Origin of the sequence: Streptomyces omiyaensis, assembly GCF_014650895.1 — a bacterium.
GTDB lineage: Bacteria > Actinomycetota > Actinomycetes > Streptomycetales > Streptomycetaceae > Streptomyces > Streptomyces omiyaensis.
Map to the genome: position 1 here is coordinate 6,346 of NZ_BMVV01000054.1, position 12,265 is coordinate 18,610.

The 12,265-nt window shown below is 71.0% G+C and carries 7 protein-coding genes and 1 pseudogene; 7 read left to right on the forward strand and 1 reads right to left on the reverse strand.

Features of this window, described 5'->3' with window-relative positions; translation table 11 throughout:
- The 7 genes from IE287_RS38990 to IE287_RS37385 all read left to right on the forward strand — a co-directional run.
- Positions 1–679: RICIN domain-containing protein (locus IE287_RS38990; RefSeq protein ID WP_229883996.1), on the forward strand; the 679-nt coding region annotated here is incomplete at its 5' end.
- A 146-nt stretch (positions 680–825) separates the two neighbouring features.
- Positions 826–3,246: an RICIN domain-containing protein gene (locus IE287_RS37360; RefSeq protein ID WP_189853880.1), complete on the forward strand. Its 2,421-nt coding sequence runs from the start codon at positions 826–828 to the stop codon at positions 3,244–3,246.
- A gap of 180 nt (positions 3,247–3,426) precedes the next feature.
- Positions 3,427–4,224 carry a DeoR/GlpR family DNA-binding transcription regulator gene (locus IE287_RS37365; RefSeq protein ID WP_229883997.1) on the forward strand — a complete coding sequence of 266 codons (798 nt, stop codon included), beginning with the start codon at positions 3,427–3,429 and terminating at the stop codon, positions 4,222–4,224.
- 72 nt (positions 4,225–4,296) lie between these two features.
- Positions 4,297–7,065: a SpoIIE family protein phosphatase gene (locus IE287_RS37370; RefSeq protein WP_189853881.1), complete on the forward strand. Its 2,769-nt coding sequence runs from the start codon at positions 4,297–4,299 to the stop codon at positions 7,063–7,065.
- Positions 7,066–7,248: 183 nt separating this feature from the next.
- On the forward strand, positions 7,249–8,397 hold the full coding sequence (locus IE287_RS37375; RefSeq protein WP_373307991.1) for an ABC transporter substrate-binding protein: 1,149 nt from the start codon (positions 7,249–7,251) through the stop codon (positions 8,395–8,397).
- A gap of 328 nt (positions 8,398–8,725) precedes the next feature.
- Positions 8,726–10,177, forward strand: coding sequence for an RICIN domain-containing protein (locus tag IE287_RS37380; protein ID WP_189853882.1), 1,452 nt, complete (start codon positions 8,726–8,728; stop codon positions 10,175–10,177).
- Positions 10,178–10,415: 238 nt separating this feature from the next.
- A complete protein-coding gene (locus tag IE287_RS37385; protein WP_229883998.1) occupies positions 10,416–11,933 on the forward strand; it encodes an alkaline phosphatase family protein in 1,518 nt (505 codons plus the stop codon).
- Between the two features lie 60 nt (positions 11,934–11,993).
- On the opposite strand, the pseudogene IE287_RS37390 reads toward IE287_RS37385, so the two are convergent.
- Positions 11,994–12,265: pseudogene (locus IE287_RS37390) on the reverse strand (sugar ABC transporter substrate-binding protein); the annotation flags it as partial.

The following is a 12,265-nucleotide window of genomic DNA, read 5'->3' on the forward strand; positions in this document are numbered from 1 at the left end:
AACCTGGACCGGCCTGCAGGACATCGGCGACTGGACCACCTACGGCTCCCAGACCGCGTACGTCCTGACCGTCCAGGGCACGTCCGGAACCTCGTACCTCTACATGGGCGACCGCTGGGGCAACTCCATGGGCGGCATGGTCCAGGACTCCCAGTACGTCTGGGCCCCGCTGAAGTTCCCCACGAACACCACCATGACCATGGACTACTACCCGCAGCTCGCGATCGACACCGCCGCCGGCACGATCCAGGGCCTCGGAACCTGGGAGACGCTGAAGGCCTCCCACAGCGGCAAGTGCGCCGACGTCGCCGACCGCTCCACCGCCGACGGCGCCGCCCTCATCCAGTGGGGCTGCGGCAACACCGTCAACCAGCAGTTCTGGCTCAAGTCCGCCGGAAACAACCGCGTGCAGATCATCGCCCGCTACAGCGGCAAGTGCCTCGCCCCGCAGGGCGGGTCGACCGCCGACGGCGTCGCGGTCGTCCAGTACACCTGCAACGGTACGTCCGCCCAGCAGTGGAGGTTGAGCGGCTCCGGCAACACCGTGCAGCTCTCCTCGGTCCTGAGCAGCAAGTGCCTGGACGTCATGAACACGTCCACGAACGACGGCACGCCGCTCATCCAGTGGAGCTGCAACAACAGCGCCGCCAACCAGAAGTGGCTCCGCACGGCCGCCTGACCGCCGTCCGGCACCGCACCGGGCAGGCCCCGGCCCCCGTCGGGGCCTGCCCCCCTCCACGACGGACCGTCCGCAGACCTCGCCGCGCAGTCCCCCCGTCCGCGCGGCCCCCTCGGCGTTCAACGATCAACTCAGGGAGATCGACCATGCCCTCCACCCGTGAACGACCCCCGAACCGCGTGCGCAGGAGCGGCGCGGTCCTGGCCACCGCCGCCGTGGCCGCGCTCGTCGCCACCGGCCTCACACCGATGTCCTCCGCGGCGGCCGAGACCACCGGACAGGCGGTGACCGTCCGCCCCGACCCCAGCTACCAGCAGCAGCCCTTCGAGGGCTGGGGCACCGCGCTCACCTGGTTCGCCAACGTGACCGGAGGCTGGCCGGACGCCCAGCGCAACGCGCTCGCAGACGCCCTGTACGGCGCGGACGGCCTCGGCTTCACCATCGCCCGTTACAACATCGGCGGCGGCGACAGCCCCGAGACCACCCCCTACATGCGGGCCGGCGCCGCCGTCCCCGGCTGGTGGAACCGCCCGGGACCGGAGTCCCCCGACTGGTGGGACCCGAACAACCCCACCCACTGGAACCCGAACGCCGACGCCAACCAGCGCTGGTGGCTCACCGCCGCCAAGGCGCGCGGGGCCGACAAGTTCGAGGCCTTCTCCAACTCGGCGCCGTACTTCATGACCCGCAGCGGCGTGGTCTCGGGCAACTGGAACGCCTGGGAGGACAACCTCCGCTCCGACCAGTACGAGCGGTTCGCCGCGTATCTCTCGGGCGCCATGAAGCGCGCGCAGGACGCCACCGGCGTCACCTTCGACACGCTTTCGCCCATCAACGAGCCCAACACCAACTACTGGGGTGCGTACGGTCGGCAGGAAGGCTCGCACTGGGACCCCGCCTCCCAGGCGCGGATGTTCACCACCATGCGGGCCCGGCTGAACGCCGACGGCGTCTCCACGCGCATCGCCGGCATGGACGAGACCAACCCGAACACCTTCCGTACCAACTGGGACGCCTACGACACGGCGACCAAGGCCGCGCTCGGCCAGCTCAACACCCACACGTACAGCACCGGCGGCCGCACCGGAGTGCGCGACATCGCCAAGGGGACGGCCACCCCGCTGTGGATGTCCGAGGTGGACCTCGGCGGCAGCGTCGGACAGAGCTTCACCGACATGAGCCCCGCCCTCGACCTCACCCAGCGCGTCAACGAGGACTTCCGCGAACTGGAACCCCGCGCCTGGGTCCTGTGGCAGGCCGTCGAGGACTACGAGAACATGACACCGGGCCGAGAGAACTCGAACTGGGGTCTCATCCAGACCGACTTCACCCCGGAGGACGCGGCCACCGAACCGCTTCGCAAGAACAAGAAGTACTGGGCACTGGCGAACTACACCAAGTTCGTGCGCCCCGGCGCCCGCGTCATCAACACCGACAACGCCGACACCTTCGCCGCCCTCCGCCCGGCCGGCCAGGGCGCGGTCGTCGTCCACACCAACCCCACCGGTGAGCCGCAGCGGCTCACCCTGAACCTCGCCGGGTTCCAGAACGTGGGCACGGGGGCCGTCCAGCGCTACACCACCGACGGCACCAAGAACCTCCAGCGCGAGAGCGACCTCACCCCCGCGGGCAAGACGCTCACCGCCACCGTGGGCGCGGGCTCCGTCACGACGTTCGTCCTGCCCTCCGCGACGGGCGTGAACATCTCGGACGCCACGGCTCCCACCGGCGCCGCGCGGCAGCTGCTCAACGACAACAGCGGCAAGGCCCTGGCCGTCGTCACGAGCGGCGGCAAGAGCACCCTGGTCCAGCAGAACTCCAACCCCACGGCCACGACGCAGCAGTGGAAGTTCACCAAGCTCTCCTCGACCGACTGGAGCAACACCGCGGCCTACCGCGTCACGAGCGTCGCCAGCGGCAAGGCGCTCGCGGCCTCGGGCGACTCCCTCGCCCTGGTGACCTCGGGCACCTCCGCCGAGCAGAGGTGGATGCTGTCCACCACGGGCGAGGGGCACTACACCCTGGTCAACGTCGCAAGCGGCAAGCTCCTCGACGTCAGCGGTCAGTCCACGAGCGACGGCGCGCCCGTCGGCGTCTACCGTCCGACGACCGGGTCCAACCAGTCCTGGACCTTCCGCTCCGTCGCCGCGGACACCTGGGCGCCCCTGCGGATGCGGCACAGCGGCAAGTGCCTGGACGTGACCGGCGCCTCCACCGCGGACGGCGCCCGGGTCGTCCAGTACACCTGCGGCACCGCGACCAACCAGCAGTGGTCACTGCGCCCCGTGGGCGGTGGCTACGTCAACGTCGTCGCCCGGCACAGCGGCAAGTGCCTCGACGTCACCAACGAGTCGACCGCCGACGGCGCCATCGCCTTCCAGTACACCTGCGGCGGCGGAGCCAACCAGCAGTGGTCGGCGCACAGGTCGGCGGACGGGTTCATCACCCTGCTCGCCCGCCACAGCGGCAAGTGCCTGGACGTGAGCGGCGCCTCCACGGCGAACGGCGCCGAGGTCGTCCAGTACGGCTGCTCCGGCGCCCCGAACCAGCAGTTCACCACCTCGTAGCGGCGGCCGGGCCGGTCCGGACGCCGGACCGGCCCGACCGCGGCTCCCCACATCCACCGGAGCGGGCGTGCCCCGCTCCCTCATACGGGGATATGTATCCTGTTCGAATGTGATGACTTCGGTGGACTTCTCGTCGGCCGGTTCCCGCACGACACGGACGAGACAGGGGCGGAGGAATCGGTGCTGGCGCTGCAGCGGCGAGCGGTGATCCTCGACCTCGTGCGCCGGGACGGCGCCGTCCGGGTGGCCCACCTCGTCGAACGGCTCGGCGTGTCGGACATGACCGTCCGGCGCGACCTGGAGGCGCTGGCCCGGGCCGGCTCCCTGGAGAAGGTGCACGGCGGAGCCGTCGCCACGTCCACGGCCACCACCGGAGAGGAACCCGGCTTCGAGGCCAAGGCCGACCTGGAGTCGGCGGCCAAGGCCGCGGTGGCCACGGCGGCGGCCGGACTCGTGAAGCCGGGCAGCGTCGTGGCCGTGGCCGGTGGCACCACCGCCTACGCGGTGGCGGCCGGGTTGCGGCACACGCCCGGTCTCACCGTCGTCACCAACTCGCTGCCCGTCGCCGACCTGCTGCGCGACTTCGCCGAGGAACCCGACGGAGGCGCCCCGACCGTGCTCCTCACCGGCGGCGCCCCGACCAGGTCGGCCGCGCTCGTGGGACCGCTCGCCGACCAGGCGATCCGCTCGCTGCGCGTGGACCTCCTCGTCATGGGCGCCCACGGGGTGTCCGAGCGCGCGGGCCTCACCTCCCCGAACCTCGCCGAGGCGCAGACCAACCGGGCGCTGATCGAGTCCGCCGCCCGGCTCGCCGTGGTCGCGGACCACACCAAGTGGGGCGTGACGGGGCTCAGCCGCTTCGCCGGGCTCGACGAGATCGACTACTTCGTCTCGGACGACGCCCTGGGCGAGGACGCCCGAGCGGTCCTGACCCGCGAGGTCGGCCGGCTGATCGTGGTCGACCCGGCGGACGCCTGAGACCCTCCGGGCCCCGGCCCGAGGGCGCCCCATGGTTGCCAGGCGACAGCCGAAAAGGGATAAATGTGGAGTATGAGTGGCGAAGCTGGCCATCAAGGCGGCGATTCTCCGGAAACTCCCCCCAGGGGACGACGGCGCCTCACGTCGTGGCTGACCACCCGCAGCGTCGCTCGCCAGGTCTTCCTCCTCCAGCTGGTGCTCGTCGTCCTCCTCGTGGCCGCCGCCGTCGTCGCACTCGTCGTCCAGGCCCGCCGCGACACCATGGCCGACGCCCGGCACCGGACCATCGCGGCCGCCCAGTCCTTCGCCCACGCGCCGGGACTCGTACGGGCCCTGCAGAACGACTTCCCGACGGTCGAGCTCCAGCCCCTCGCCGAAGGAGCCCGCAAGGCCGCCGGCATCGACGCCCTGATCGTCTACGAGCTCGACGGGATCACCCTCACCCACAGCGACCCCACCCAGCTCGGCAAGCACGTCATCGGACCGTACGCCGAGGCCGCCGCCGGCCGCCCCTTCACCCGCACCTTCCAGGGCGCCCTCGGCCTCTCCGTGGTCTCGGCGGCCCCCGTCCGGGACGCCCGGGGAGACGTCGTCGCCATCGTCTCCGCCGCGGTCACGGTCGAGAAGGTCCAGGACTCGCTGGACCAGCAGCTGCCCGTCTTCCTCGGCAGCGCGGCCGGTGCCCTCGGCCTGGTGGCCCTCGGCACGGGCCTCGTGAGCCGGCGACTGCGCCGTCAGACCCACGGCCTGGGCCCGGCAGAGATGACCCGGATGTACGAGCACCACGACGCCGTCCTGCACGCCGTCCGCGAGGGCGTGCTCATCACCGGCCGGGACCACCGGCTGCTCCTGGCCAACGACGAGGCGCGCCGACTGCTCGACCTGCCCCCGGACGCCGAGGGACGCCGCGTCACCGACCTGGGTCTCGACCCCTCCCTCACGGCCCTCCTCTCCTCGGACCGGATCGCCACCGACGAGGTGCACCTGGCCGCGGACCGCCTGCTCGCCCTCAACAAGCGGGTCACCCTGCCCCCCGGAGGCCAGCACGGCAGCGTGGTGACCCTGCGGGACACCACCGAACTGCGCTCCTTGTCCGGGCGGGCGGAGGTGGCGAGGGAGCGGCTGACCCTGCTCTACGACGCCGGGGTCCGCATCGGAACCACCCTGGACGTCGTGCGCACCGCCGAGGAGCTGGCGGAGGTCGCGTCCCCCGGCTTCGCGGACGTCGCCACCGTCGAACTCCTCGACCCCGTCCTGAGCGGGGAGGAACCGGCCGGGGCGGGCACGGAGCTGCGCCGCACGGCTCTCGCGGGCCTCACCGAGGACCACCCCCTCTACCCCTCGGGCGAGCTGATCCGCTTCGTTCCCGGATCCCCCGTCGACGTCAGCGTCACCGAGGGCCGCTCGGTGGTGGTGACCGATCTGGCCTCCTCGACAGGCTGGCGCGCCCAGGACGAGGAGCGGGCCCGGCGCGTCCTGCGGTACGGCATCCACGCGCTGGCGGTCGTCCCGCTGCGCGCGCGGGGCGTGGTGCTGGGCGTGGCGAACTTCTGGCGGTCGGGTGCTTCCCCGCCGTTCACCGACGAGGACCTCTCCTTCGCCGAGGAGCTGGCGAACCGGGCCGCCGTCTCCATCGACAACGCCCGCCGGTACACCCGCGAGCACACGATGGCGGTCACGCTCCAGCGGAGCCTGATGCCGCGCAGTCTTCCGGGCGACGAGACGCTCGACGTGGCCTCCCGCTACCTGCCCGCGGAGTCCGGCGTGGGCGGCGACTGGTTCGACGTGATCCCCCTGCCCGGCGCCCGGGTGGCACTGGTCGTCGGCGACGTCGTCGGCCACGGCCTGCACGCCGCGGCCACCATGGGCCGCCTGCGGATCGCCGTGCACAACTTCTCGGCGCTCGACCTCTCCCCGGACGAACTGATCTGGCGCCTGGACGAACTCGTGGCCCTCCTCGACGTGCAGGACGAACCCTCCGAGGGCTGGGGCGAGACGATCACCGGAGCCACCTGCCTGTGCGTCGTCTACGACTCCGTGTCCGGCGAGGTCGCCGTGGCCACCGCGGGCCACCTGCCGCCCGCGGTCGTCCGGCCCGACGGGAGCGTGGACTTCCTGGAGTCCCCGGTCTCCCCGCCCCTCGGGCTGGGCAATGGGATGCCCGTGGAGACGGTCCGGACGGTCCTTCCGGAGGGCTCCAGGCTCGTGCTCTACACCGACGGCCTGCTGGAGGACCGCACCCGGGACCCCGACGCGAGCCTGGCCGCCCTCCGCGACGCCCTCACCGGGCCCGGCCGCAGCCCCGAGGAGACCTGCGCCGCCATCATCGACACGATGCTTCCGACGGGGTCCGGCGACGATGTCGCCCTGCTGGTGGCCGGCCTCCGTCGCATGGACCCCGACCGGGTCGCCGCGTGGGACGTGGCGCGCGACCCGGCGGCCGTGAGCCCGGTCCGCAACGCCTGCGCCCGCAAGCTGGCCGAGTGGGGCCTGGAGGACATCGCCTTCGGCACCGAACTCATCCTCAGCGAACTGATCACCAACGCCGTCCGCTACGGCCTCGAACCCATCAAGGTGCGGCTCCTGTACGGCAGCTCCCTGGTCTGCGAGGTGTCCGACGGCAGCAGTACGGCGCCGTACATCCGGCGTGCCGCCGACACCGACGAGGGCGGCCGCGGTCTTTTCCTCGTCGCCCAGTACGCGGAGAAGTGGGGCACCCGCTACTCCCCCCGGGGGAAGACCATCTGGGCCGCTCAGGCGACCGCTCCCGGCGCCGGTCCGGATCTGGACGACCTGGGTGAGGACGACATCCTCGGCCAGTGGGGCGACGCGGAGCTCTGAGGCCGGCCGGCGGCCCGTGCGGGGAGGGGAAAGCACTCCCGCGGGGGAACGCGGGGGCGCCCCGCGAGGGAGGGGGACGTGCTGTGACGCGGGCTTTCCCGGGACGCTCTGACACGGCCTCCCCGGGAAAGCCCGCGTAGGCTGGGAGGTCCCCTCCACCGTTCCCTCTCGCCCGGAGAAGCCGTGGTCGACCTCCCCCGGACGCGTGCCGTCACCCTCGCGACCTGCCTGTGCGTCGCGGCCCTGGGGCTGGGTGCCTGCGGCGAGGAGGACGAGCCCGCGCGAATGGTGGCCCCCGCGGTGGCCGGCTCCGCCGAGGAGGCCGGCGGCATGGACGCGCTGGTCGCGGCGGCGAAGAAGGAGGGCACGCTGAACACGACGACGCTGCTGCGCCACTGGGCGAACTACGGCGGCCTGATGGACGGCTTCGAGAAGAAGTACGGGATCGAGATCGTGAACAGCAACCCGTTCGGCTCAAGCCAGGAGGAGATCGAGGACATCCGGCGGACCCGGGGCGAGGCGAACGCACCGGACGTGCTCGACCTCGGCGACGCCTTCGCGCAGTCGGCCGCGCGCGAGGGCCTGCTGGCCCCGTACCGGGTCGCCGCCTGGGACAGCGTCCCGCCGAACCAGAAGGGCCCGGGCGGAGCCTGGTTCAACAGCTACGGGGGCTACGTCTCCATCGGCTGCGACGACAACAGGGTCGCGGTCTGCCCCGTCTCCTTCGCCGACCTGCTCAAGCCCGAGTACCGGGGGATGGTGGCGCTCAACGGCAACCCGACGACCGCGGGCTCGGCCTTCGCGGGCGTCTACGCCGCCGCCCTCGCCAACGGAGGCTCCTTCGACGACATCCAGCCGGGCATCGACTTCTTCGCGAAGCTCGACGACGTCGGCAACTACAACCGCGGCAACCCCAACCCCGAGGCGATCGTCCGCGGGGAGACCCCGATCAGCATCGAGTGGGACTTCCTCAACCTCCGGCACATCGACGAGCTGAGGGGCACCGACGTGCGGTGGAAGGTCTCCATCCCCTTCGACGGAAGCTTCTCGCAGTACTACGCGCAGGCGATCAACAAGCACGCCCCCCACCCCGCCGCGGCGCGGCTGTGGCTGGAGTACCTCGCGAGCACGGAGGGCCAGAACCTGCGGCTGACCGGGTACGCCCGCCCGGTGCTCATGGACGTCATGGAGAAGGACGGCACGCTCGACGAGGGAAAGGCGGCGCGTCTGCCGACCGTCGAGGGCGGCCCGCCGGTCTTCCCCAGTGACGCGCAGCTGACCGAGGCGCTGCGGGTGGTGCGCGAGAACTGGCCCGACGCCGTCGACGGGTGACCGACGGGGGCGGAAAGCCGGTGCGGCGCTGGTGGCGGACTCGTCGTGCAAGCCCTCTTGACAGGCGCTTCCGCTCCTTTCAGACTCATCCCCAACACCCCGCGTTAACGTAAACATCACGAGGTGGCGCACCGCCGTAACACGGCGGCGCCGCTTTCCGCGCGAGGGTCGCGAGTCCCGGCCGCCGATGCCGCACCACGAGTCGGACGGTCGCCTTCCGCGTATACCTCCTCCGTGTGCACCACGCACCCACCCCTCACGACCGCCCCCGGTCTGCCGTCGCGGCGCGCCCGAGGCGGCCTGCCCCCACTCCATGAGGCAAGTGAACATGTCGCGTACGAAATTCGGCGCATCGGCGGTCTTCGCCGCTCTGGACGCCCTCCTCCTCTCCCTGCTCGGTGCCGTCGGCACCGCTCACGCGGCGGCCGTCACCGTGACCAACGCCGTCCAGTTCACCGACCCGGCGGGCAACCCGGTCCACGCCCACGGCGGCGGGGTCGTCAAGGTCGGCACGTACTACTACTGGTTCGGCGAGAACCGCAACGCCGACAACAGCTTCAAGTACGTCTCCGCCTACCGTTCCACCGACCTGAAGACGTGGGAGTTCCGCAACCACGTCCTCAAGCAGGAGACCGATCCCGAACTCGCGGGGGCGAACATCGAGCGGCCGAAGGTGATGTACAACGCCTCGACCGGCCAGTTCGTGATGTGGATGCACAAGGAGGGAAGCGCGACCGACTACTCCGAGGCGCGCGCCGCGGTGGCCGTCTCGGACACTGTCGACGGCGACTACTCCTGGCGCGGATCCTTCCGGCCGCTCGGTCACATGTCCCGGGACATCACCACGTTCGTCGACACCGACGGCACCGGCTACATGATCTCCGCCGCCAACGAGAACGCCGACCTGCACGTCTACCGCCTGACCCCGGACTACACCGCCATCGACGCCCAGGTGAACAAACTCTGGGCCGGGCAGTGGCGCGAGGCGCCCGCGATGTTCAAGCGCAACGGCGTCTACTTCCTGCTCACCTCGGGTGCCACGGGCTGGTCCCCCAACCAGCAGAAGTACGCCACCGCCACCAGCGTCACCGGCACCTGGAGCGGTCTGAAGGACATCGGCAACTCGACCGCCTTCCGCTCGCAGACGGCGTTCGTGCTGCCGGTCCAGGGCACGTCCGGAACCTCGTACCTCTACATGGGCGACCGCTGGGGCAACTCCATGGGCGGCATGGTCCAGGACTCCCAGTACGTCTGGCTCCCGCTGAAGTTCCCGACCAAGACGACCATGGCCATGGACTACTCGCCCCGGCTCACGATCGACGCGGCGGCCGGCAAGGTCAGCGGCATGAACGTGATCTGGGAGTCGCTGTCGGTCCGCAGCAGCGGCAAGTGCGCCGACGTCGCGAACTTCGACTCCGCCGACGGTGCCCGGATCGTCCAGTGGGGCTGCGGCGGGGACATCAACCAGCAGTACTGGTTCAAGAACGTGGGCACCAGCGGCTACGTCCAGATCATGGCCCGCAACAGCGGCAAGTGCCTTGAGGTGGACGGCGCGTCCGTCGACGACGGCGCCGTCGTCGTCCAGAAGACCTGCGGCTCCCAGAAGTCGCAGCACTGGAAGATCGAGCCTTCCGGTGACGCCGGCTACAGCCGGCTCGTCGCCCGGCACAGCGGCAAGTGCCTGGACGTCTCGGAGTACTCGTACGCCGACGGCGCGGCGATCGACCAGTGGACCTGCAACGACGGTCAGAACCAGCAGTGGGACCGGGCCACCGTCTGACGGTGACGCTCCCTCGGGTGCCCCTCCATCCTCGCGGTGGAGGGGCACCCCTGCGTTCCATCCCGTACGGCAGGTCCATCAATGCATCACGGAAAGGTAACGGGTCTGAACCGAACCTCCATGACCTGTTCATCTCTGATGAATTATGTGGATGTCTGTTGATTCATGGACAGGTGAAGGCTCTCCCATGCCCGGCCGCCACGGTCGTGCGCCCTACACGTCCTCCCGAGGAGACTCCGTGCAGCTGTCCCGTCCTCTGCGTGCCGCCCTCGCCGGCACCCTCGCGGCTGCGGTACTGCCGCTTGCCGCCTCCACGAACGCCGCCGCCCGCGGCGAGGCGCCGTCGTCTTCCGGCGCCACCGGTGCCGTGAAGCGCCCCAAGTCTCTGGTGATCGGCGTCGACGGCGCGACCTTCGCCTCGTTCGACAAGGCGAAGATGCCGCGGGTCAAGGGCCTCATGGCCGGAGGCATGACCGCCACCAACAACCTCTACGCGAACCCGATGGCCCCCACGTCCTCCGGCCCCGGCTGGTCGTCCGTCGCGACCGGGGCCTGGCCCGACAAGCACAAGGTCGTCGACAACAGTTTCAACGGCGCCCGCCCCGACCTCTACCCGGACTACGCCACCCGCCTGGAGGCCGCCGACCCCGCCCTCGACACCCTGGTCGTCGGCACCTGGGCGCCGATCCGCGACACCGTCTTCGGACCGGCCGTCGACACCCGCCTCGGCGGCGTCAGCGACGCCGACACCACGGCGACCGCCGTCTCCCGGCTCAAGACCACCGACGTAGAAGCCGCCTTCGTCCACCTCGACGAGGTCGACGGCGCCGGCCACTACTACGGCACCGCCCACCGGGCCTACCTGGACGCCCTCAACAAGGCCGACACCCAGATCGGCCAGATCCTCGACGCCGTCGCCTCCCGTCCCACGTACGCCGACGAGGACTGGCAGATCGTCGTCACCGCCGACCACGGTCACCTGCCGAACGGCGGACACGGTGGCAACAGCCCCGGTGAGCGGCAGACCTTCGTCATCGCGAAGGGCACCGGCTTCGCCCCCGGCTCGGTCCGTCACGACGTCAAGGTCACCGACATCGCCCCGACCGTCCTCGCCCACTTCGGGGTCGCCGCCGACCCTGCGTGGCAGCTCGACGGCAAGGCGATCGGCACGCTCGCGCCCGACGCCTTCGACGCGCTGCGCCCTGCCCTGAACACCAGGGCCGACGAACTCGCCCTGCCCGCCGCCCTCAAGGGCTGGACGACCACGCCGCCGAGCGGCTGGACCATCGACAACACCGCCATGCCCGCCGGCGGCATCACCGAGTGGCGTGGTTGGTCCTTCGCCACCGACGAGTTCTGGAGCAACACGGACCTGGGGCAGGGGCGCGAGACCAACGTCCGGGCGCGCGACGTCTTCGCCGTCGCCGACTCCGACGAGTGGGACGACAAGTCCCACGGCGGCGGCCCGTTCGACTCCACGCTCACCAGCCCGGCTTTCGCCGTGAGCGGCGGAGCGCCTGCGACCGTCTCCTACGCCACCACCTACAAGGTGGACGGTCCGCAGACCGGAGACGTCCACATCTCCTTCGACGGAGGTCCCCGGCAGCTGCTGCGCTCCTACCGCGCGGACCACAACGCCTACGAGAAGCTGACGGTCGCCGTTCCCCCCGGCGTCACCACCGCCCGTCTGCACTTCCACTACACCGGCACCAACAGCGCCTTCTGGACGATCGACCAGGTGAGCCTCACCCCCTGACCGTCCTGTCCGCTCGGACGTGAGGAGGCGGGAGCGCGCCACGGCCGCTCCCGTCTCCGTCTACCGGTTCACCGCGAATCCCTGCTCGTTGCCGTACTCGGCGCAGGCGTCCTTCCAGGCGTCGAGACCGTCGGACAGCCTGACCCGGGAGACGTATGCCTTGCCGACGGTGTCGTTGAAGATCGAGTTCGCGTAGACCTGGAACGGCAGGTAGGACCAGGCGGTGCTGACGTTGCGGGCGGATTCGGCGAAGATCCGGTTGGCCTGCTGGCCGCCGAAGTAGGGGAAGGGCTTGTCGAGGAAGGCCTGGGATTCGAGGTCGGCGCGGGTGG